Raw genomic sequence first — 21962 nt, 5'->3', positions numbered from 1 at the left:
GGGAAGGAATTATTTTCCTTCCCTTTTTTTATTTAAAAACCTGAAAGATGAAACATAAACCCGCACTTAAAACTCTTGCAGCACTTTTCTGCCTGATCCTCTCCGCTTCGTTTCTAACGACTCAGGCTCAGGAAAGCGGCAAGAAGCTTTTTAATGACAACTGGCAGTTTTACCGGGGAGATCTTGATCTCAAGGAACAGGATCTTCAAAACGCAAACTGGCGAGCTGTAAGCCTACCCCACGATTGGAGTATTGAAGGCCCTTTTGACCCTCAATGGGCAAGCGGCACAGGCTTTTTACCCGGTGGTATCGCCTGGTATCGCAAAAACTTTGATATCGATTCATACGATACCCATAAACGCTATGCGATATATTTTGACGGCGTTTATAAAAACTCGGATGTTTGGATCAACGGGACGTGGATTGGCAGAAGGCCTAATGGCTTTATAGCTTTTGAATACGACCTCACCCCTTACCTCAAGCAAAGCGGAAATGAGATTTTGGTACGTGTAGATCATGCTCAATATGCCGATTCGCGTTTTTACACCGGCTCCGGCATTTACCGTAACGTGTACCTAAAAACCAAAGCCCCCGCTCATTTTAAAACCTGGGGTATCAGTTTTCAAACTCCCAAAGTAACTCCCGAAGAGGCCGGCATTCTGATAACGGCTGCTTTTCAAAACACCTTAAATGCTTCGGCTAAGCTGGAGGTAAATGCCGCTCTTAAAGATGCTTCCGGTTACACCCTTTATACCGAAAGTCTTCCTGCAGAAACGCTCGCAAATGCTTCCGCAGCTGTTACCTTTAAAGGAATCGTCAAAAGTCCAAAACTTTGGTCCCCAAAACACCCCAACCTCTATACCTTAACCCTAAACCTCCTGAAGAATGGAGAACTAATAGATTCCCAAACGCAACAGGTAGGTTTTAGAAGCTTTCACTTTGATGCCAATACCGGTTTTACTTTCAATGGGGAAAATATGTTGCTGAAAGGGGTTTGCATACATCACGATGCCGGTGCTCTGGGAGCTGCTGTGCCTAAGGAAGTATGGGCAGAACGCCTGCAAATTCTGAAAGATTTGGGTTGCAATGCCATACGCATGAGCCATTATCCACATCAGGATTACCTTTATGAACTTTGTGACGAGATGGGTTTTTTGGTGCAGGATGAAGCCTTTGACGAATGGGCACGTGGTAAAAATAAATGGATTGAAGGCTGGAATGTAGGCACACCCGGCAACGATGGTGCTTTTGAGGCCTTCTCCGAATGGGGAAAACGCGATGTTCAGGATATGATCAGGCGCAACCGCAACAGACCTTCAATCATTATGTGGAGCATTGGTAACGAGATTGACTATCCTAATGATCCGTACACGCATCCGGTTCTCGACACCGGAAGAAATCCGCAGATTTTTGGACGCGGCTTTAAACCCGGCAATCCATCAGCTGAAGCTTTAGGCATATTGGCCAAAGAACTTGTCGCCGCTGCAAAAGAAATCGACACCACCAGACCCATAACTGCGGCACTGGCCGGTGTACCTATGTCTAATGAAACCACCTATCCCGAATCTTTAGATCTCGTGGGTTACAATTATCAGGAATACCGGTATGCGGAAGATCATCAAAAATATCCCGGTCGCATTATTTACGGAAGTGAAAATGGGGATGCCTATTCAGCCTGGAAAGCAGTGACCGATAACCCGTATATCGCTTCTCAATTTATCTGGACGGCTTTCGACTTTATAGGCGAAGCACTTCCCTGGCCTAAACGTGGCAGTGAAGCCGGCATTCTGGATCTGGCCGGAAAGCCCAAGCCCGATTTCTTTTTCAGACAGAGCTTATGGAGTGATAAGCCTGTGCTTTACATCGGGGTAACAGACAGTGCAGAGAACGCTCAGAAACGCCGTAAAATCAAAACAGAATGGTCAGGAGAGGCAGGAGAAATGAAGTACATTCCTTTTTATACCAATGCCGATGAAGTAGAACTGGTTCTCAACGGAAAATCTATGGGTAAACAACCGGTCACTTACGCAGATAATGCCATGCCTCATTTTAAAATCCCCTATCAGGAAGGAAAACTGGAAGCCCGCGGTTACGTAAATGGAATTGTGGTTGCACGCAGTATGCTTCAAACACCGCAAAAGCTTAAAGAAATCAAACTCACCAAAGCGGCTTTACCAAAAGTCATCACAGAATCTGAAGTTTTAATAATCGACCTTGAGCTGGTTGATAAAAACGGAACGCTTATAAGGAACGAAGACCAGGAAGTGAACTTTGTAATCGATGAATCTTTAGTCCTGCTGGGAGTTGAAAATGCAGATCAAAGCAATCACCGCTCCTTTACAGCTTCAACACAAGCTACCTACAATGGAAAACTCAGAGCCTATTTCAAAAAAACAGGCAGAAGCGGAGTGTTGAAAATCATTCCACAAAATAAAAAGCTAAAATCACGGAGCTATACGATTGAATAGTACCTAACACACTGCAGAAAAGTCCGTTTGAAAAACCAAACGGACTTTTTTCTTTTAAAGACTTGCTATACGGTCGAGTTCTATTTCATTAACCGGCAGTTCCATAATTTCTATTACGATTTTATGAAGGTCGGGGATAACCTGACTAGCCAGCGGGGTAAGGCTGTTGAACAAAACACAGATTCCCAGATCTTCTTCCGGAAACAAAGCGATTTCATTTCTAAAATTACTCACGCTGCCGCCGTGGTGAATCATTTTACTTTGAGCTCCGCTTTCGGCATTTACAAACTCGTGTATGCGCCAGCCGTAAGCGTAGGAAGAACGCAGGTGACCCTTCCAGCGTTGATAGTATTTACGCTCATCGGGCAATTCTATCTGAGGTTCAAAAACTTCAGCCAGACCGTCTTTATCAAGCACTTCTTCTTTATGTCCTAAAAGAAAGCGCATCCATTTGCCCATATCATCTGCACTGGCGTTAATTCCCCCGGCCGGAACCGCATTAAAGTATTTTCTGTTTACGGGTAATCGCTGCCATCCCTTGTAGGTGCTTTTATGCGGATATGCATAATTACCGGTGTTGACCATACCTTCATAATCTGTAGAAATGGTTTTCATATCAAGCGGGGTAAATAGTTTATTTTGCAGCAATTGCTGAATGGTATTCCCGGTTGCAGCTTCCATCATAGTTCCGCTAAGCGCAAACATAGCATTCTGATAGCTGTGCACCAGCCCCGGTTTTGTGTAGGTATTGATAATTCTAAAACGCGAAGCGACTTCTTCTAATGGAAGTCCATCTTCTATGAGATTGGTATAACAGTGGTACGGTACGCCTGTAGAATGCGAAAGCACTTCCCTAAGAGTAATTGCACGGGCGTGATTTTTATTTTTTAAATCGAACTGCGGCACTGCCTCGATAAGTTTATCATCCCAGGAAATGGCTCCTTCCTTTACCTCAATCCCGGCCAGAACACCCGCGAAACCTTTAGAAAGAGAACCGAGTCTGAATACCGTCTTTGCATTAACCGTGTCTGTCTCCTTAAACGCATTGCGCTTACCGAAGCCTCCCTGAAACATAACCGAATCACCGGCAACGATATTTACACCGGCACCAATGATCAGTCTTTTTTTAATGGCATCTTCAAAGTAGGCGTTCAGGGCCTGCTCAAGAAGTTTTTTGCGGGTTTCAAAAGCCTGGGAAGCACGCTTTTCTTCTTTGGCCTGTATGGGATTTACAAACTCTGCAGAAGGAAGTTTGGGCTTTGGGGATTTGTACTGATTAGAACTAAAAATAGCGAAGAAAGACATCAATACGACCACCGTACTGAATACCACAGGTTTTTTAACAATCATTTTGAAGTTGGGGGTTATTTTGTTAATCGGCTCGAATATACGATAAAAAACACATAAAACCGTTTAAGTGCTATATAAATTAAAAATTTAACATAATTCAGAAGTGCTGACTCTCAGCACCAAAGCTTGATTTTGCTACTAAACAAGCCTGTTTTTAGAATCTTTTCGCAGACTAAAAAAGAGCTTATCGAATTCAGAATTGTAAGATTTAATCCTACATTTTAACTATAAATAAGTCTTAATTAATTCCTAAAAATCTGAGATTCTTTAACTGTTCAACAAGAAAAAAGCCGCTTTAGTATGTACGAAGTAAACCTATTTTAAACTTTAACAAATTTCGAAAAGCTGAACATCATCAAACCTCTTTAAATCAGATCAATACGGAAAAAGAGAAGCCGAAAATCAGGCGACAGCTAAATGTTACTTTCAGAAGCATAACATATAAAAAAAGGCTTCCATTTCTGGAAGCCTTTTTGGGCAATGTGGCTCCAAAGCTTTTCCTTTATTAAGATTTTCTTGTTTTACTTCCATCTGCTTTTTCAGTATTACCCATTCCATCCCAAAATCGGAACACTATATTGGAATCCCAGTTTTGACAGCTTATTCCTGACGTCTACAATTATGTAAATAGTTATAATCGAAAAATATCTGCAACGGTTTGAGTAAATAATTCATTCCATATTTTATAGTCGTGACCACCATCATATTCCTTGATTTCCAACTTCGCCTCTTTCCCGCTGTAACAACCTTTTAAATTTTCAGCAGCATCTCTCAAAAATTGGGGTTCCTCACTACCATAATAGAAATACAAGTCTGGTAGACTAGAAGCGTTGTACCAATCTTCAACACTAACTTCGCCGCCAAAAGGTGAAAAACACAAATAGGTCCCAATTAGTTCCGGATGCGTCTTTAATAAACTGAGCCCGAAGCCTGCTCCATTGGACACTCCATAAAAATACCTCTCTTCAGATTTGAGATCCTTATTAAAATCTGACTCAATTGCTGGTATAAGTTCCTCCGTAAAATAACTCATATGCTCATTAAACCTCTTTTTCAACAATGAATCACGGGAGTTGGTTTCCACATATTCAAAATATCTAAACTTTAAATAAACCTTATCACCGTTGCCTCGAGTCATACTTGTGCTATCTGCATCTTTTTTATTTGCATGACTTTGAACAAAAATAATAGGCTCAATAATCTCATTTTGAACGAGGGAATCTAAGATTTTCTTATAATAACTATTCTCGATATTGTCTTGCCCATCTGTACCATAAACTATTGGGTAACTATTTGCTTTTGAAAATCCCTTTGGCAAATAAATGTTATGCCTCCTATATTCATTTAAATTTTCACTGTAAATAGAGTCTATATAGAATCTGGAATCGGAATTTTGCTGTAAATCTTTTGATTCAAAAGTTGTAACTAACAAACTAAAGCCAGCTAAAAGTAGAATTAGGTATTTCATAAACACGATTGACCTGCTTAATTATTTCAAGAATTATTTTCAAGTTGAGGATTTAAAATAAACCATAAAACTTTATTTGTAGTCATAAAAACTAAATTTTTAGGGTATGAGGCTAATCCATTCCGTCTAACCTATATAAGTTTCTCCTAAAAAGAGTCATCCTAAGTATTTAGATAAAATACAAATAACGATGCTTAAAATAAAAAAGGCTATTTACCTATGTAACCTTCGTGGGCAATGAGGCCCCGAAGCTTCGGGGGAACCCGCCGACCCTTAATTGGATCATTCTCAAAAGTTGTGTGTGAATTGAATGAATAGTTTGATTTTTGTTTTCTAAACAGGAGGCATTGGACGCATATATAGATTTACTTAAGATTTTATTACCAGAATTATTGATTACCCATTTTAACCTTACCGGTCATCAAACAGAGGGAGATATACTGCACCTGCATTTTGAAGAAAAACCAGAGGTCCCTAAAGAGTTTTCTTCAAGCCTGGTCACAGCGCACGGGTTCCATAAAGAAATAACCGTTCAGGATTTTCCTGTGCGTGGCAAAAAAGTATTCCTGCATATAAAGCGACGTCGATGGCTCAACAAACAAGACAAAAAAGTTATTCAGCGTGACTGGAACTTAGTAGCACAGGGAACCCGAATGACCGTCGAGTTTGCTGCTTTTTTAAAAGTACTTAATCAATACTAAAGCTTCTGACTGTCATACCATAGGTGGGTTCTACGGAGTAAACGGTAAAAAACTTCAACGCCAGTACAAAGACCAATTAAGCGACTTCAAAACTTGGGAGCAAAAACCACATGCTAAGCAATGGCTCATCTTTCCAGAGAATATAGGAAGATACTTATCTATTGACGAAACTGCGCTATCCAGAGGGGAGCTCTACACCATAATCACAAATAAAAAAGCAAAAGGTAAAAAAGGATGCATTGTTGCGATCTTTTCCGGCACTAAAGTAGAGCCTATCATAGAGCAGCTCCTTCAAATACCAGCAAAGAAACGAGCCAAAGTCAAAGAAATCACTTTGGATATGGCTAATTCAATGAAGACCATTGCAAGAAAATGTTTCCCAAAAGCAATACAGGTTACAGACCGATTCCATGTACAGAAACTGGCACTGGAAGCCTTACAGGATATAAGGATCAAACACCGATGGGATGCTATAGATATGGAGAACGAACAAATTAAACAAGCCCGGTTAAAACAGAAAAGTTTTACTCCCAAAACCTTTGACAATGGGGATACCAAAAAACAGTTATTAGCCAGGAGCCGGTATCTGCTCTATAAAGCACCTTCAAATTGGACAGAAAACCAATACCAGCGAAGTAAAATACTCTTCGAGCACTATCCAGATATAAAGTTGGCATTTAAGCTCACGCAAAGACTTAGGGATATATTCAACAAAGCAAAATCAGTGGAAGTGGCTTATACAAAACTGGCTCATTGGTATAAAGATGTAGAGAACACAGGATTTAAGGCATTCAATACCATTGCTAATACCATAAACATTAATTATAGATCAATACTCAATTACTTTATAAACAGAAGTACTAACGCTTCAGCTGAGTCCTTCAATGCAAAGATCAAAGCATTTAGAAGCCAATTTAGAGGAGTAAAAAACATAGAATTCTTTCTATACAGATTAACTACAATTTTTGCTTAAACACAACAATTAGGATTGATCCTTTAAAAGTCCTTTTAAGTAATTATATTTTTAGGCTTTTTGGAATTCAACTCCCATCAAGTGGGCAATGTAGCCACGAAACTTCGGGGGAACCCACCGATCCCTAACTCCCAATATAGCAGCGCAAAATAAAAAGCATAAAAAAAGGCTTCCATTTCTGGAAGCCTTTGTGGGCAATGAGGGATTCGAACCCCCGACCCCCTCGGTGTAAACGAGGTGCTCTGAACCAACTGAGCTAATTGCCCTTCTCGTTAGCGGATGCAAATATAAACCAATATTTAAGACTGCAAAACACTTTTTGAAAAATAATTAAACTATTTCTGCTACCACAAAAGTACTCCCGCCTATAAAGATCAGATCCTCAGCAGTTGCCGCACGTTTAGCCGCCTCTAAAGCCTCTGAAATAGTTTTATATTTTTTTCCATTCAGGCCAAATTGCGCCGCCTGATTTTGTAAAACTGCCGCATCTAATCCTCGTGGAACATCCGGTTTACTGAAGTAATACTGTGCCTCAACCGGAAACAGCGGTAAAACACTTCCCAAATCTTTATCTGAAACCACGCCCAAAACGATGTGCAGCTGTTCAAACTCTTCCTGACCCAGCTGTGCAAAAACCTGTTTTAATCCTTCGGTATTATGACCGGTATCACAAATAATCCTTGGGTCTGAGGCCTGTAAAACCTGCCATCTGCCCATTAAACCGGTATTGGTAACTACCCGGGCGACTCCATCAATCAAATGCTGCTCCCCTATTTCCAGATCGGTAAACAAGCGCAGTACCTCAACCGATTTCTGCACGGTCTTGATGTTATGCACCTGATAACTGCCTTTAAGTTCACTTTCCAAAACCGGAAAGGTCTCGTCACTGGCAAAAAACAATGGCGCTTGTTCCTGTGCTGCCTTTCCCTCAAAAACGGCTGTAGTTTCTTCCTGTCGCTCCCCTATAACCACCGGTATTTGAGGCTTGATAACTCCGGCTTTTTCACCTGCGATCTCAGCCAGGGTATTTCCTAAGAATGCGGTGTGGTCCATACCAATATTGGTAATTACCGAAAGTATAGGTGTAATGATGTTGGTAGAATCGAGCCTGCCGCCCATTCCCACCTCTATAACTGCAACGTCTACCTGTTGCTCTTTAAAATACTGAAAGGCCATCCCTACGGTGAGTTCAAAGAACGACAGCTGATGCTGCTCTAAAAAGGGCTTATGCGCCTCTATGAAGCTTACCACGTATTCTTCGGCGCACAACTCGCCATTGATGCGAATGCGCTCTCTAAAGTCTTTTAAATGCGGTGAAGTGTATAAGCCCACCTTGTAACCGGCTTCCTGCAATACCGAAGCCAGCATATGGCTGGTAGAGCCCTTACCATTAGTACCTGCAACATGAAGGGTTTTATAAGCAGTATGGGGATGACCCAGATGCTCATCAAGGAGAATGGTGTTTACAAGATCTTTTCTAAAGGCGGAAGCTCCCTGACGTTGATACATAGGAAGACGATTAAACATCCACTGTACCGTTTGCTCGTAGGTCATTACTCTGAAAGGCTAAACTTATAGATGATTTTACCGATTTGTCGTGAAGGAGCATCGGTATCGCTGTTGAATTTTGTTGCCAAAGCGGCAGCTTTTGCAGGATCAAGCAGGCATCGGCTGTTGTTTGTGGTACCTCGCACGCCGGGCACGGCTTTAATCACATTTCCGTTACGGTCAACCTCTATGCTTACCACCACAATACCGGCCTCATTACATTCCTGCACGCGCTTGGGCTTGCTTAAGGCTTTACGCCCGCCCAGCTGGTAATTGCCATCACCATCTAAACCTTTACCGGTGCCGTAATAGCTTGAAGCGTTGGGATCGCCATTTGGATCGCCCTTATCTCCCGCCTGATTGCTATCACCCTCACCACCCGAAGCTGTCCCCGAACTTTTGGGTCCGTTGAGGATGCTTGACAGGGCATCGGTAGTTGATTTATCGGGTTTGGGGTCCGGCTTTTTAGCCTCAACCGGTTTGGTTGTGGTTTGTTTAGGCTGCTCTGTAACCTGTTTTTTAATGTCTTTTTTGGGTTCGTTTTTAATAACCGGTGCTTCTTCAGCATCCTGAGTTACTACTTCTTCTTTGATTTCGGAAGATTTCTGAACCTGAGGTTCGGGAGTTGTATTTCGGGGAGCAGATTGTATGGCTGCTTTAGGCTGAATGTTACCGGAGCCTACATCTGAGGTTCCAAAGTTTATGGCGATACCACTTTCCGGAGGCGGATCGAGATATTTCAGGCCTGCAAAAAACAGCACAACGAGTAAAAGCGCATAAATCACCGTAGTTAGGGTGAATGATTTTCGCTTATGTTTGGTATCTAAAAAACTCAAGGCCTGTAGTATTTAGTTATCTGACTGTTACAAAATCCGGTCCATTCTTGAAATGCGTTAAGGATTGAAGCGGCATCCTCCTAATTGCCATCAGGATATTCTGCTCCTGATGGCAATTAGGAGATACAGCTGAAAGCCTGACGGCGATAGCCGGAACGCACAACACTTAATTAGGCCGAACCGCTAAAACGATCTTATACCGGTTGCGGTTTGCGATATCCATCACGGCAACGGCTTCTTCAATAGGAACTCCTTCTTCTGCCCGAAGAATGATTACCGGCTCCTCCACACCCTGAAGTTCGCTTTGAATAAAGGCTTCCAGGTTATTTTCGGTCACACGCTCTTTATTGACGTAAAAGTCTAAATCTTTGGTAATGCTCACCGAAAGATTTTGCTGATTGCTGGTCTTTCCTTTTGCTTTTGGCAAAATAAGATCTAGCGCATCGGGCGTAATGGCCGGAGAGGTAAGCAGAAAGAACACCAGCAACAGAAACACGATGTCTGTCATGGAGCTCATACTAAACTCGGGGCTTACTTTATTTCTTCCGCGTAGGTTCATCTTAGGCGGGTTCGTTTAAAAGGTCTAAAAAGTCAACTGCGGTTGCCTCCATCTGGTGCACCACTTTATCGGTGCGCACCACGAGGTGGTTGTAACCGATATAGGCCACAATACCCACGATCAAACCGGCAACGGTAGTAGTCATCGCGGTATAGATACCTTCTGCAAGGTTACCCATCTCTGCCTGACCGCTACTGGTAGCCAGTTGATGAAAGGCTAAAACCATCCCGATTACCGTACCCAGGAAACCAATCATAGGCCCTGCACCGGCAATAGTTGCCAGAACACTTACATTTTTCTCCAGACGGTACACTTCTAAACGGCCCGAATTTTCTATTGCTGTGTTGATGTCTTCAAGCGGACTCCCAATACGGCTGATGCCTTTTGCGGTTAATCGCGATACGGGACTGTTTTGCTGCGCGCACAAAATTTTTGCGGCCTCAATATTACCGTTTGCCACGTGATCTTTAATCTGGTTCATAAAGTTGCTGTCAATACCGCTCGCGGCTTTGATTGCAAACAAACGCTCAAAATAGATGTAAATGGCCACAAACAGAAGTACAAAAAGCACGATAATGATAATCTGCCCGGAAATACCACCGCTCATCAATAAATCAAACAACGAAAGGGTTTTTTCTACTGGTTCTTCTTCCGCGGCTAACGAAGGCAAATTTTCTGCACCTTCCTGCAACAAGGTTGTCAACATAGTGTTCTTAGATTAGATATGAGGTTAACGCATAAAGCAGCATAAAAGTATATGCTGCCTGTTTGATTTGGTTTGTTAAATTATAAGACCATATAGACCCCAAGCAATCCTACACCACCCAATACGATGGTATAAGGTAATGCCATTTTTACCATTTTACCATAGGATAAATTGATAAGCGGAGCCAGTGAAGAGGTTAGCAAAAATAAGAATGCTGCCTGCCCGTTAGGCGTCGCAACACTAGGCAGGTTAGTACCGGTGTTGATCGCTACCGCAAGATGGTTAAACTGCTCGCGGGTAATATTACCGGCATCGTAAGCCACCTGTACCTCGTTAATGTATACAGTTGCCACAAATACGTTATCACTAATCATCGAGAGAACGCCATTAGCCAAATAGAACATTGAAGGCTGTGTCTCTACCGGAAGAGTTAATACATAATCGATAATAGGTGTAAATAAATGCTGATCGTGAATCATCGCAACAATCACAAAGAACACTACCAAAAGACCGGTAAACGGAAGCGCTTCTTCAAAGGCTTTACCCAGGCTGTGCTCATCGGTAATACCCATAAATGCGGTTTGAACTACAATCAGGAACAGACCTATAAATCCTACCGGAGCCAGGTGAAGTGCCAAGCTTAAAATAAGCAGAATAGCAGAAATTCCCTGAACCCAAAGTCCGTAAGTTTCCTTTTTGGTACGTTTTTCATCAACTTCTTTGGTGTAGTTCTCGATAATACCTCTGGCTACATCGGGAAGCTTAGCTCCAAAGCCGAAGATTTTGGTTTTCTCAAGAATAAAAGTGGTTAACAGACCGGAAATCAAAACCGGAATCGTGATTGGCGCCATACGCTGGAAAAACTGTATAAAATCCCAGCCCATTTTTTCACCAATCAACAGGTTTTGAGGCTCTCCTACCAGAGTACAAACCCCGCCAAGAGCGGTACCCACCACACCGTGCATAATCAAGCTACGCAAAAAGCTTCTAAACTGCTCTAAAGTTTTACCGCCAAGGGCCTCGCGATCTGGCACCTCATCCTTATCATAATCGGCGTTTTCCATCGAAAGTATCTTATGGTAAACACCATAAAATCCTACAGCTACACTTATTAATACCGCGGTTACGGTAAGCGCATCCAGGAAAGCCGAAAGCACGGCTGCCAGAAACACAAAGAGCATCGAGAGCGCTACTTTAGATTTTATCTTGGTAAATACTTTAGAGAAGATATACATCAGCATAGGCTTCATAAAGTAAATACCGGCAACCATAAATACCAGAAGCAATACTACTTCCAGGTTTTGGGCTACCTCTCCATAGGCTGCTTCAGGACTGGTTAATCCTAAAATCAAAGCTTCCAGAGCCAGTATACCACCTGATTGCAGGGGATAACACTTAAGCGCCATGGCCAGTGTGAAAATAAATTCCCCTATAAATAACCACGCGGTTATCGTAGGACCTAAAATATAATAGGAAAAGATATTGAATACCAGAAAAGCGATCATCGCTAACTTAAACCACCTGGGGCTGCTGCCTAAAAAGTATTTTAACATGTGTCTTAGTTGTTGTTGGTTAATGTTCTCTTTATAATCACACCAGTTGTTGCAGGGCCAGTTCAAAAGCCGTACGGCTTATGTTCTTACTGCTGCTGTTGTGATTGTATGTTTTTTCTATTGCATTTTTAATTGTAAGCGAGGTATCGTTAAAGATAGCCTCATCAGTCATTTGAACGCGTCGCTCCATAAAATAAGCAAAAACACGTGCCATCCCGCAATTGGATATAAAATCAGGAATTACAGATACCCGCTCATCGGTATGTTCCATAATGGGACCGAAGAAAATTTCCTTATCTGCAAAAGGCACATTTGCGCCACAGGAAATCACTTCCAATCCGTTAGCGATCATTGAGTCTATTTGCTCCTGAGTCACCAGACGTGATGCCGCACAAGGTAAAAATAATTCTGTTTTTAGTTCCCAGATGCGCGAATTGGCTTCTTCAAAAGAAATCAAATTTGCTGCCGCGAGCTTATTGCCCTGCTTTGCCAAAAATAAACTCTTGATCTCTTCAAAGCTAAAACCGGCTTCATTAATGAGCCCTCCGGCTGCATCGATAATACCTACGATTTTGGCACCCTGCCGCGATAAATAATAAGCCGCTGCAGAACCTACATTACCGAAGCCCTGGATTACGGCACGTTTACCGGTAAGATCACCGCCATAAATATCATAAAAATGACGTGCGGCCTCTGCCACTCCGTAACCGGTTATCATATCGGCAACGGTGTACTTTCGGGTAACATCAGGGGAATATGCCGGGTTTTCAAGCACTTTAATAACACCCTGTCGCAACTGACCAATCCGGTTGATCTTATCTGCTTCGGTGGGTTTAAAATGCCCGTTAAAGACGCCTTCCTGAGGATGCCATACCCCGCTTTCTTCGGTGATTGGGATTACTTCGTGTATTTCATCTACATTAAGATCACCTCCGGTGCCGTAGTAACTTTTCAGCAAGGGCGATACCGCTGCATACCAGCGCTCGAGCACCCCTTTTTTACGGGGGTCTGCCGGGTCAAAATTAATACCGCTCTTGGCGCCGCCAATAGCAGGCCCCGAAACGGTGAACTTCACCTCCATCGTCTTGGCAAGGGATAACACTTCATTACGGTCAAGACCTTTACGCATTCGGGTACCCCCTCCTGCTGCTCCACCGCGAAGTGAATTGATCACCGTCCAGCCTTCTGCTTCAGTCTCGGGATCATTCCAGTGAAATACAATTTCGGGTTCCTTGTTTTCGTAACGTTGTAGTAAATCTTTCATTAAATAATTTAGAGGGTTCACAAATATAACGACTTCGCTTGTTTTCCCTATGTTTTTGATATTAATTTAAGGGGAATATACCAGTCCTGCACAATGATCCTGCGGGGCTCCTGTTACACAGCCAAGTACGTTTGGAGTGTTTCGCAGGCGCAAAACCCCCATAAATGCAAAAATGAGCGCTTCTTTAAATTCGATGGTCTGCGCATCAGGAATTATCAAGGCCAGATTAGAAAGCGCTGCTATACGCTCAATAAGAAAACTGTTATAAGCTCCGCCACCGGTTATCAAAATAGTTTTGCGCGCAGCACCCGCCACGCTAAATCTTAGATTCTGTGCAATTTGTGCAGCCATATGCTCGGTATAGGTGGCGATGCAATCCGGTACAGAAAGCTGCGAATCTTTAAGAATTGGGAATATCGTTTCGGTCACCCACTCCAGGCCGAGGGATTTTGGAGCCGGTTTTTGGTAATACGCCAGGGTATTAAGCTGTTCTAAAGTTGGGGAATGCACACTGCCAGACCTCGCAATCGCCCCGTCCCTGTCAAAATCCAATCCCAGTTTACGGGCGTAGGTATTGAGAACGATATTAGTAGGACAGATATCATAAGCCACACGGCGCCCTGCTTCCTCAAAGGAAACGTTGGCAAAACCTCCTATATTAAGACAGGCTGCATAGTCCGCAAAAAGCAGGCGATCTCCTATAGGCACCAATGGCGCACCCTGACCTCCCAAAGCCACATCCTGCACCCTAAAATCACAAATAACCAGTTTACCGGTATAATCTGCCAGCTCGGGTAGATTTCCTATTTGATAGGTAAGACCCGCTTCGGGACGGTGCAAAATGGTATGCCCGTGCGAGGCAATTGCATCAAAATGCCTGATGGGATGCTTTTTTACAAACGCATTAATTAGCGAACTCAAGTAACGCGTATAGTCTTCATCGAGCAGCTGCAGCGCATCGGCAGAAAGGGAAACAGCATGCTCCAATCGCCCTACCCAGTCTTTAGTGTACGGAATGGTCTCACTTTGCAAAACTTCATAGCGCCAATTTTCAGACTTCTGAAAGCGTACATAGGCCAAATCAACGCCATCAAGCGAAGTACCACTCATAACGCCCAGAAGCACATAAGATGTTGCATGCATAGTTTTTGAAATTAAATAAATTCTTAGTATTTTTCGCTTATGTTATCAATAATTTAATTTAATAGTATAATATCTACTATTTTTGAATTTTTGTTAAAATATTTAGAGTGGTCGCATTTTTATTATGCAAGCATAGTAAATTTTCAGACATTTGAAAAAACCTTACGCAAAGGTTTGAGTTGGATCTTTTATGTCGGCTCTAAAATCTTTTAAGGGTCTTTGCGTGCCGCCGAAGTTATTAAGAAAAGAATAGAATTTTAATTTAATACCAAATATTGACCATGAATTTCAGTTTGAGTGAAGAACACGAAATGATACGTGATGCTGCCCGTGAATTTGCGCAAAGCGAATTGCTTCCGGGAGTTATTGAGCGGGATGAGAAACAACAGTTCCCTAAAGAACTCATTAAAAAAATGGGCGAAATGGGATTTTTGGGCATGATGGCTCCTACTGAATTTGGCGGAGGCGGCATGGACACCATTTCTTATGTTTTGGTGATGGAAGAATTATCGAAAATTGATGCTTCGGCCTCTGTGATCGTATCGGTAAATAACAGCCTGGTCAATTATGGTCTGGCAGAATACGGAAGCCAGGAACAAAAAGAAAAATACCTGTCTAAACTAACAACCGGTGAGAAACTGGGTGCATTTTGTCTTAGTGAACCCGAAGCCGGAAGCGACGCCACCTCACAGCGAACCACAGCGATTGACAAAGGTGATCATTATATTCTTAACGGAACAAAAAACTGGATTACAAACGGCGGATCTGCAGATTATTATCTGGTCATTGCTCAAACCGACAAAGAGAAAAAACACCGGGGTATCAATGCGTTTATCGTTGAGAAAGACTGGGAAGGTTTTGAGATTGGGCCCAAAGAGCAAAAACTGGGTATTCGCGGCAGTGACACCCATTCTCTTATATTTAATGATGTAAAGGTTCCTAAAGAAAACCGTATTGGTGAAGATGGTTTTGGATTTAAGTTTGCGATGAAAACGCTAAGCGGCGGTCGCATTGGTATCGCAGCTCAGGCTTTGGGTATCGCTTCAGGAGCTTATGAACTTGCTCTTGATTATTCCAAACAGCGCAAGGCTTTTGGTACCGAGATTTGCAACCACCAGGCCATCGCCTTTAAACTGGCCGATATGTATACCGAAATTGAAGCCGCACGTCATTTGGTTATGAAAGCCGCCTGGCTAAAAGACCAGAAGCAAAATTATGACCTGGCCAGCTCGATGGCTAAACTATATGCTTCCAAGGTAGCTATGGACACCACTGTTGAAGCCGTACAGGTTCACGGCGGTAATGGTTTTGTAAAGGAATACCACGTAGAACGCCTGATGCGCGATGCTAAAATCACCCAGATCTATGAAGGAACTTCTGAGATTCAAAAAATTGTGATCTCCAGATCGATTATAGATAACTAGAATAAAAATCTGGTTAAATAAAAAAGCTGTCCATCAAGACAGCTTTTTTAATTTTTGTGGAGATCCTGATTTTGCTAAAAATTATAGCCTAATCTGAAAAAGATGTCTGGAAAAAAATAAACCGAATTTCCATATGTTTCTTCCAAATCTGCCGCAAAGCCCGCACCCAATCCCAGTTCAAAACTAAAATGATCCCAATATACGCGACGCATACCTCCATTGAACGTCATTCCCAATGTGGTATTGATGCGTACATCATCGTTAGAAATCAAAAACAAATCGGGCACAAAAAAGGACCTCAGGCTTAGAAAGTCTGCCGAATTATTTGCTGTGTTTTTTCCTTTTCGAGACCGGCGATCCAGATTGCGGTACCATCTGGGTTCTACATGCAGAATGGGAGCGAGAATATAATTAAATTCATTATTGCTTCCGTAAAAAGCCGCATCAAAACCCAATTCGGTTCTTAAGGCAATGGTTCGGCTTAATTTTGATTCATTATGTGCCCAAAAGCCTAGAAGCCCCGTTTGCACTCCCCAAATCGAAGTTTCAACTGATACGCTGTCTTTGGTTTGGGCACCGGCATTTGTAACGTTTAAAAGGAGCACTACTAGTACTAAAAATGTTCTGAACATGATCGTTTTTTGAATGATTGAGCTACAATACTAGAACATTAAATCCTAAAATACGCTTGAGCCATAAAAAAACCCGGTCTGTTTTAGACCGGGCTTTAAATAGTTTTGTTACAGGAGTTTTATTTTGCGAAATACACGTAAATCGCAACAACTATAACACAAATAAGACCTCCTACGGGTTTTACATATTTATAAGGCTCAATAGAAACTTTCTTGGTGTATTCAAGTTCAAATGGAGTTGCTCTGGGGTATAACTTACCAATAATGAGCATAATGATGATGTTAGTAACAAATAAGATTGCCATAACGTGGAGATAGTGCGGGTACGCATCTACACTGATCATTCGTAAAGTTTCAGCATCTGTTATTCCACTTGTTTCTGCTGCTTCCACAGCATTCCCGCGAATCATAGGATCAAGCCAAAACTGGCTGATGATGTATAACAGTGAACCACTGAAAATACCGATTTTTGCTGCAATAGCAGGTACGCGTTTCGTAGCGTAACCAATTACAATTACAGTAAAAATAGGAATGCTATAAATCCCGTTTATCTCTTGCAGGTACTGAAACAAACTGCCGGCATTTGAGATCAACGGTGCAATAAACATCGCTGCCAGAGCCAGACAAACCCCAAAGATTTTACCGTATTTAACCACGGTTGACTCAGAAGCGTCCTTATTAATGTGTTGTTTGTAAATATCAATACCAAATAAGGTAACCGAACTGTTCAATACACTATTAAATGAACTCAGGATTGCACCAAATAAAACGGCTGCAAAAAACCCTACTAAAGGTTTTGGCAAAACCGCACGTACCAGTTCAGGGTAAGCCAGGTCGCTACTGTCAAGACCTCCTTCAAAATAATAGAAAGCGATCATTCCCGGAAGCACCAAAATTATTGGACCTAAAATCTTTAAAAATGCGGCCAGCAACAGTCCTTTTTGTCCTTCCGCGAGACTTTTAGCCCCTAAAGCCCGCTGAATAATTTGCTGATTGGTACCCCAGTAAAATAATTGCACCAGCATCATTCCCGTAAAAATGGTCGAAAATGGCACTTCCTGCCCCGGCTCTCCCGTAGAGTCAAAACGCTCCGGATTAGAATCAATAAGTACATTAAGACCGTCTATAATTCCACCATCACCAATAGCCATAAGACCAAAAACAGGGATCAACAAACCTCCAATGATTAGCCCCACTGCATTTATACTGTCTGAAACAGCAACCGCCTTTAGGCCACCAAATACAGCGTATATCGAACCGATGATTCCTATACCCCAGATACAAATCACCAGGGCCGTCATATCAGAAACCCCTAGTCTTTCCGGAATATTAAACATCCCGCTTACCGCTACAGAACCAGAGTACAAAATCACCGGAAGCAAGACAACAACATAACCCGTTAAAAAGAACGCAGAAGTTATCGTTTTAGTTGAAGTATCAAAACGCTCGGCGAGAAACTGCGGCACCGTGGTAAGCCCCCCTTTTAGATAACGAGGCAATAGAAAAATGGCAGTTACCACGATTGCGAGAGCCGCCAGAGTTTCCCAGGCCATAACCGAAAGTCCGTCTTTGTAAGCGCTTCCGTTAAGACCTACAATTTGCTCGGTCGAGAGGTTAGTAAGTAACAGGGATCCGGCAATTACGCCGGCAGTAAGACTTCGTCCTCCCAAAAAATAGCCGTCAGAGGTCGATTCATCAGAATTTCGTACGGCCCACCATGAGATGACGGCTACAAGAATTGTAAATGCTAAAAAGGAAATTATTGCCATAAGCTAAGGAGTTAAGGTTTTTCGCGAGAGCTGATTTAACAAATTTTTAAAACGCCACTAAAGTAATACAATAAACATTTTAAGACGAAGTATTGAGGTTTAAAATCTGTCAGAAAGCCACAAATGAGTATCATTTTTTGATAAATCGTTTAAAATCATAAGACTTTTTTATCGCTATTACGTTATAGTATCATCTACACTATATTAGCCCGAAACATCTTTTTTTAAATGTAAAAAATACGTTTAATTAAACTTTTAGTATATTTGTCCTCAAAATTGAAGTATTAATTAGCACGGAAAGGTTTTGCAAAACAACAACATCATCTCACACTCGCCAGAGCAACTTGCCCAAATTGGGAACTTTAAGGCCGAAGTAACCCTTAACTCACCCGGAAGGGTAAATCTTATAGGGGAACATACCGATTACAACAATGGCTTTGTAATGCCTACAGCTATTGACAAATCGATTATTTTTTATCTCAAGAAAAACAAGTCTCAAACGCAATGCAGCGTTACCAGCCTCAACTTTCAAAGCACCTACGAATTTGATTTGAGCAAGCCCGATGAGACCGGTGAAGAATGGACGCGTTATATTACCGGCGTGACTGAAGAAATCAAAAAAAGAGGGCGCAGCCTTTCTGGTTTTGACTGTCTGATGTTTAGCAATTTGCCCATGGGCGCAGGCATCAGTTCGTCTGCAGCGCTGGAGTGCGGCCTGGCAGCCGGACTCAACGAACTTTTTGATTTAAAGCTTACCCCGCTTGAAATAGTAGAGCTTTCTCAAAAAGCCGAACACAATTATGTAGGCACTATGTGCGGGATTATGGACCAGTTTGCTTCGGTGATGAGCAAAGAAAACCACGTGATCCAACTCGATTGCGAAAGTCTGGATTACAAGCTGGTTCCTTTCAATATTGAGCCTTATGCGCTACTGCTGCTAAACACCAATGTATCACACAGCCTTTCGACCAGTGAATACAATGTGCGTCGCAACGAATGTGAGCAGGGCGTAAAATTGCTTCAAAACTGGTATCCTGAAGTTAAAGCCTTGCGGGATGTAGAACCGGAACAACTCGAAGCGCATAAAAACGATTTTGACCCGGTGATTTACAATCGCTGTTCGTATGTAATTGAAGAAAATCAACGCGTAAATGAAGCCGCAAAGGCCTTAGAACGCAATGATCTGGAGACTTTTGGAAAGCTTATGTACGGCTCGCACGAAGGACTTCAACATAAATATGAAGTAAGTTGTAAAGAACTTGATTTTCTTACCGATTTTTCACGAAATTATGATGCGATTTTAGGCTGCCGGATGATGGGTGGAGGTTTTGGAGGCTGTACCATAAACCTGATTCATCAGGATTTTGTAGAAGCCTATATTGCTTTGGCCAAAAAAGCATACTATGAAGCGTTTAATATCAATCTAACCGCCTTCAAAGCTATGCCGGCAGATGGCGGAAAAGTAATCTGATCCCCTTTCACTTAATGTAATTTTTGAAACAAAAAACGGAATACCATGCTTGACTTTAATGATAATTCACACAGAAGGTACAACATTCTTACAGGAGATTGGGTACTTGTTTCTCCGCACCGTACCAAGCGTCCCTGGCAGGGAAAGGAAGAAGAGGTAATTATTGAAGAACGCCCTTCTTACGACCCTTCCTGTTACTTATGCCCCGGAAACGAGCGTGCAGGCGGACATAAAAATGAAGAATACAAAGAGCCATGGTCTTTCACAAACGATTTTGCCGCACTTAAAAGGGATGTTCCCGAAGAAAAATTTAAGTCGGGATTACTGAAAGCGGAGGCTGAAAGCGGAACCTGTAAGGTCGTCTGCTTTTCTCCCGATCATTCCCTCACGCTTCCGGTGATGGACGTTGCCGAAATTGACAAGGTTATTGCCCTATGGCAGCGTGAGTTTAGAGAACTCGGTGCCAAGAAAGATATCAATCACGTTCAGATTTTTGAAAATAAAGGTGCTATTATGGGCTGCAGCAACCCGCACCCGCACGGCCAAATCTGGGCGCAGCGCACCATCCCCCTTGAGGTCACCAAAAAATGCAAACAGTTAACCGAATACTGGAATAACAATAAGGTAAGTCTGCTTAGCGATTACCTCAAGCAGGAACTTCAGGCCAAAGAGCGTATTATTGTTGAAACTGAGTATTTTGTAGCTCTGGTGCCCTACTGGGCAGTATGGCCTTATGAAGTGATGATTATTCCCCGTAATCAACACCGCACTATTTTAAGCCTCACTGAAGAAGAGCGAAAAGATTATGCAAAAATCATCAAGGCAGTGACTATCAAATATGATAACCTGTTTAAGATTTCATTTCCGTACAGCTCCGGTATACACCAGGCGCCTACAGACGGGAGAGATTGGGACAGCTGGCATTTTCATATGTTGTTCTACCCACCGCTGCTACGATCTGCAACGGTTAAAAAGTTTATGGTAGGCTATGAAATGTTTGCAACTCCCCAGCGCGATATCACTGCAGAGATGGCTGCCGAAACTTTACGTAACTTACCGGACGTACATTATAGCAAAACCTAAATATGGCACACAAAACCACCTTAAAAGCAATTGCAGAACATCTTAATCTTTCGATCTCCACGGTCTCTAAAGCTTTAGCAGACAGTCCTGAGATTAGTGATGCCACAAAGCTGGTGGTTAAAACCGCTGCACGACAACTCAAATACAGGCCAAACGCAATGGCCAGGGGCCTCAAAAGCAGCCGCACCAAAACCATTGGAGTTGTTATTCCCAACATCATGCATAACTTTTTTGCTAAAGTGATTATGGGAATGGAAGATGAAGCCACTAAAAACGGGTATTCGCTGGTAACCTGTATTTCAAACGAATCGCTTCAGAAAGAAAAGCAGAGCATCCATATGCTTAGTGATGTTTCGGTAGATGCGATTATCATAAGCCTCAGTTCAGAGACTCAGCAAACTGAAGAATTAGAACACCTTAATGACATTCTTTACTTTGACATTCCGCTGGTGCAGTTTGATCGTGTAAATGAGAAGCTGCTTTCGCACAGCGTGGTGATCAACGACTTTAAAGGTGCTTACGACTCTACTATGCATTTGCACAAAACGGGATGCAGGCATATCGCACTGCTGTCTATCCTAACCAACACTTCTGTGGGTAAAAAACGGGCTGAAGGCTATGAAGCTGCTGTACGTGAACTGGGCTACGAACCCAAAATAATAAATACCAGACTCGAAAATCTGGAGGCTGACCTCAGCGCTTTTTTAAAGGATAATGCTCTGGACGGAATTGTCACCACAGACGAATCGAGCGCTATCTACGCGATGAATGCCCTGCGCATAAATAACCGTATTGTACCGGATGATGTAGGCGTAATCGGCTTTACCGACGGTGCTTTAGCCCGCAATTATTTCCCCCCACTTACTACAATAAAACAACAGGCTGAGATAATTGGTAAGCGCACCATACAAATCGCGATAGAAAGTCTTGAAGCTAAAACCAAAAAAGACCCTATTCAGGAAACTATTGAGACCGAACTGGTTATACGCAAAAGCACACGTACGATCTAAAATG

18 protein-coding genes and 1 tRNA gene are annotated in these 21962 nt (G+C 42.5%); 7 read left to right on the top strand and 12 right to left on the bottom strand.

All coding sequences use genetic code 11. The annotated features are described in order from the left end of the window. Window positions 1–47 precede the first annotated feature (47 nt). Entirely contained in the window at window positions 48–2468 is a 2421-nt protein-coding gene (locus tag ACSSS3_RS10025; protein WP_442844507.1) for a sugar-binding domain-containing protein, read from the top strand. 54 nt (window positions 2469–2522) lie between these two features. Here ACSSS3_RS10025 and ACSSS3_RS10020 read toward each other — a convergent pair whose 3' ends face one another. Continuing rightward, window positions 2523–3818, bottom strand: a complete 1296-nt coding sequence (locus tag ACSSS3_RS10020; protein ID WP_442844506.1) for a serine hydrolase domain-containing protein — start codon at window positions 3816–3818, stop codon at window positions 2523–2525. Between the two features lie 631 nt (window positions 3819–4449). Further along, entirely contained in the window at window positions 4450–5286 is an 837-nt protein-coding gene (locus ACSSS3_RS10015; protein ID WP_442844505.1) for an alpha/beta hydrolase, read from the bottom strand. 347 nt (window positions 5287–5633) lie between these two features. Between ACSSS3_RS10015 and ACSSS3_RS10010 the strand changes: the two genes are divergently transcribed. Further along, entirely contained in the window at window positions 5634–5987 is a 354-nt protein-coding gene (locus ACSSS3_RS10010) for an ISAon1 family transposase N-terminal region protein (protein WP_442844504.1), read from the top strand. Then, window positions 5977–6960 (top strand): ISAon1 family transposase, encoded by a 984-nt coding sequence (locus tag ACSSS3_RS10005; RefSeq protein ID WP_442847391.1) that lies wholly within the window; start codon window positions 5977–5979, stop codon window positions 6958–6960. The genes ACSSS3_RS10010 and ACSSS3_RS10005 overlap by 11 nt, the downstream gene beginning before the upstream one ends. Window positions 6961–7151: 191 nt before the next feature. Here the strand turns inward: ACSSS3_RS10005 and ACSSS3_RS10000 are convergent. From ACSSS3_RS10000 to ACSSS3_RS09965, 8 genes are all read right to left on the bottom strand, one after another. Next, window positions 7152–7226, bottom strand: a tRNA-Val gene (locus ACSSS3_RS10000). A gap of 64 nt (window positions 7227–7290) precedes the next feature. Continuing rightward, window positions 7291–8514 (bottom strand): bifunctional folylpolyglutamate synthase/dihydrofolate synthase, encoded by a 1224-nt coding sequence (locus tag ACSSS3_RS09995; protein ID WP_442844503.1) that lies wholly within the window; start codon window positions 8512–8514, stop codon window positions 7291–7293. Further along, entirely contained in the window at window positions 8514–9344 is an 831-nt protein-coding gene (locus tag ACSSS3_RS09990; RefSeq protein WP_442844502.1) for an energy transducer TonB, read from the bottom strand. The genes ACSSS3_RS09995 and ACSSS3_RS09990 overlap by 1 nt, the downstream gene beginning before the upstream one ends. 166 nt (window positions 9345–9510) lie before the next feature. Then, window positions 9511–9903 carry an ExbD/TolR family protein gene (locus tag ACSSS3_RS09985; protein WP_099644758.1) on the bottom strand — a complete coding sequence of 131 codons (393 nt, stop codon included), beginning with the start codon at window positions 9901–9903 and terminating at the stop codon, window positions 9511–9513. A 1-nt stretch (window position 9904) separates the two neighbouring features. Further along, window positions 9905–10609, bottom strand: a complete 705-nt coding sequence (locus ACSSS3_RS09980; RefSeq protein ID WP_228230585.1) for a MotA/TolQ/ExbB proton channel family protein — start codon at window positions 10607–10609, stop codon at window positions 9905–9907. 80 nt (window positions 10610–10689) lie between these two features. Beyond that, window positions 10690–12162 carry a sodium/proton antiporter NhaB gene (gene nhaB, locus ACSSS3_RS09975; RefSeq protein WP_228230584.1) on the bottom strand — a complete coding sequence of 491 codons (1473 nt, stop codon included), beginning with the start codon at window positions 12160–12162 and terminating at the stop codon, window positions 10690–10692. Between the two features lie 37 nt (window positions 12163–12199). Continuing rightward, on the bottom strand, window positions 12200–13426 hold the full coding sequence (locus ACSSS3_RS09970; RefSeq protein ID WP_442844501.1) for a Glu/Leu/Phe/Val dehydrogenase dimerization domain-containing protein: 1227 nt from the start codon (window positions 13424–13426) through the stop codon (window positions 12200–12202). 66 nt (window positions 13427–13492) lie between these two features. After that, window positions 13493–14569: an anhydro-N-acetylmuramic acid kinase gene (locus ACSSS3_RS09965; RefSeq protein ID WP_228230582.1), complete on the bottom strand. Its 1077-nt coding sequence runs from the start codon at window positions 14567–14569 to the stop codon at window positions 13493–13495. 281 nt (window positions 14570–14850) lie between these two features. On the opposite strand from ACSSS3_RS09965, the gene ACSSS3_RS09960 reads away from it, so the two are divergent. Further along, window positions 14851–15993: an acyl-CoA dehydrogenase gene (locus ACSSS3_RS09960; RefSeq protein ID WP_442844500.1), complete on the top strand. Its 1143-nt coding sequence runs from the start codon at window positions 14851–14853 to the stop codon at window positions 15991–15993. Between the two features lie 74 nt (window positions 15994–16067). Here ACSSS3_RS09960 and ACSSS3_RS09955 read toward each other — a convergent pair whose 3' ends face one another. Together ACSSS3_RS09955 and ACSSS3_RS09950 are read right to left on the bottom strand one after the other, a co-directional pair. Then, window positions 16068–16625, bottom strand: coding sequence for a hypothetical protein (locus tag ACSSS3_RS09955; protein ID WP_442844499.1), 558 nt, complete (start codon window positions 16623–16625; stop codon window positions 16068–16070). Between the two features lie 119 nt (window positions 16626–16744). Then, window positions 16745–18394 carry a solute:sodium symporter family transporter gene (locus ACSSS3_RS09950; RefSeq protein ID WP_228230579.1) on the bottom strand — a complete coding sequence of 550 codons (1650 nt, stop codon included), beginning with the start codon at window positions 18392–18394 and terminating at the stop codon, window positions 16745–16747. A 304-nt stretch (window positions 18395–18698) separates the two neighbouring features. Here ACSSS3_RS09950 and galK point away from each other — a divergent pair, with 304 nt between their 5' ends. From galK to ACSSS3_RS09935, 3 genes are read left to right on the top strand one after another with little or no spacing between them, the layout of a single operon-like run. Further along, window positions 18699–19865 carry a galactokinase gene (gene galK / locus ACSSS3_RS09945; protein WP_442844498.1) on the top strand — a complete coding sequence of 389 codons (1167 nt, stop codon included), beginning with the start codon at window positions 18699–18701 and terminating at the stop codon, window positions 19863–19865. A 45-nt stretch (window positions 19866–19910) separates the two neighbouring features. After that, window positions 19911–20948, top strand: a complete 1038-nt coding sequence (locus tag ACSSS3_RS09940; protein WP_442844497.1) for a UDP-glucose--hexose-1-phosphate uridylyltransferase — start codon at window positions 19911–19913, stop codon at window positions 20946–20948. Between the two features lie 2 nt (window positions 20949–20950). Continuing rightward, the gene (locus tag ACSSS3_RS09935; protein WP_442844496.1) at window positions 20951–21958 is read left to right on the top strand and encodes a LacI family DNA-binding transcriptional regulator; all 1008 of its coding nucleotides are present in this window, start codon (window positions 20951–20953) and stop codon (window positions 21956–21958) included. The last annotated feature ends 4 nt before the right edge of the window (window positions 21959–21962 follow it).

This window comes from Leeuwenhoekiella sp. H156, from assembly GCF_052218455.1.
GTDB classification, from domain to species: domain Bacteria; phylum Bacteroidota; class Bacteroidia; order Flavobacteriales; family Flavobacteriaceae; genus Leeuwenhoekiella; species Leeuwenhoekiella parthenopeia.
This window is presented reverse-complemented; position numbering and strand designations above follow the sequence as displayed.

Excerpts from the sequence above, each read along its gene's own strand:
- ACSSS3_RS10025 (WP_442844507.1), top strand. The coding sequence starts at position 48 with ATGAAACATAAACCCGCACTTAAAACTCTTGCAGCACTTTTCTGCCTG.
- ACSSS3_RS10020 (WP_442844506.1), bottom strand. The coding sequence starts at position 3,818 with ATGATTGTTAAAAAACCTGTGGTATTCAGTACGGTGGTCGTATTGATG.
- ACSSS3_RS10015 (WP_442844505.1), bottom strand. The coding sequence starts at position 5,286 with ATGAAATACCTAATTCTACTTTTAGCTGGCTTTAGTTTGTTAGTTACA.
- ACSSS3_RS09995 (WP_442844503.1), bottom strand. The coding sequence starts at position 8,514 with ATGACCTACGAGCAAACGGTACAGTGGATGTTTAATCGTCTTCCTATG.
- ACSSS3_RS09985 (WP_099644758.1), bottom strand. The coding sequence starts at position 9,903 with ATGAACCTACGCGGAAGAAATAAAGTAAGCCCCGAGTTTAGTATGAGC.
- ACSSS3_RS09980 (WP_228230585.1), bottom strand. The coding sequence starts at position 10,609 with ATGTTGACAACCTTGTTGCAGGAAGGTGCAGAAAATTTGCCTTCGTTA.
- nhaB (WP_228230584.1), bottom strand. The coding sequence starts at position 12,162 with ATGTTAAAATACTTTTTAGGCAGCAGCCCCAGGTGGTTTAAGTTAGCG.
- ACSSS3_RS09970 (WP_442844501.1), bottom strand. The coding sequence starts at position 13,426 with ATGAAAGATTTACTACAACGTTACGAAAACAAGGAACCCGAAATTGTA.
- ACSSS3_RS09965 (WP_228230582.1), bottom strand. The coding sequence starts at position 14,569 with ATGCATGCAACATCTTATGTGCTTCTGGGCGTTATGAGTGGTACTTCG.
- ACSSS3_RS09960 (WP_442844500.1), top strand. The coding sequence starts at position 14,851 with ATGAATTTCAGTTTGAGTGAAGAACACGAAATGATACGTGATGCTGCC.
- ACSSS3_RS09955 (WP_442844499.1), bottom strand. The coding sequence starts at position 16,625 with ATGTTCAGAACATTTTTAGTACTAGTAGTGCTCCTTTTAAACGTTACA.
- ACSSS3_RS09950 (WP_228230579.1), bottom strand. The coding sequence starts at position 18,394 with ATGGCAATAATTTCCTTTTTAGCATTTACAATTCTTGTAGCCGTCATC.
- ACSSS3_RS09940 (WP_442844497.1), top strand. The coding sequence starts at position 19,911 with ATGCTTGACTTTAATGATAATTCACACAGAAGGTACAACATTCTTACA.
- ACSSS3_RS09935 (WP_442844496.1), top strand. The coding sequence starts at position 20,951 with ATGGCACACAAAACCACCTTAAAAGCAATTGCAGAACATCTTAATCTT.